The sequence below is a fragment of the Belnapia sp. AC561 genome (genome assembly GCF_979252845.1).
Window position 1 is genome coordinate 1 of record NZ_CEEDBP010000159.1, and the last position, 292, is coordinate 292.

General features: G+C 59.9%; 1 protein-coding gene. It reads left to right on the top strand.

What is annotated here, in order from left to right; translation table 11 throughout:
* Positions 1-292, top strand: a 292-nt coding sequence (locus tag AC0IW9_RS30565) for a hypothetical protein (protein ID WP_471652069.1), incomplete at both ends; no start/stop codon positions are given.

Here is a 292-nt window from a genome sequence, read left to right on the forward strand (position 1 = left end):
GTGGCCCACTATCTGTGGAGCCAATACGCCAGTTCGCACCGCGTGCTGTTTATCAGCGTGCCGTTTGAAGAAGTGCTCGGCGAAATTCTCGGCAAAGTCGACAACGCCCACATGGGCGTCGTGCTCAAGCGCATGATGCTGCGCGCCGCCAGCCGAATTGCCGATGGTCTGGACATTGATGCGCTGGTTACCGGCGAGGCCATTTCCCAGGTTTCCAGCCAGACGCTGCCGAACCTCTCGGTCATCGACCGTGCCACTGACAAGTTGGTGATTCGCCCGCTGATTGCCAGCC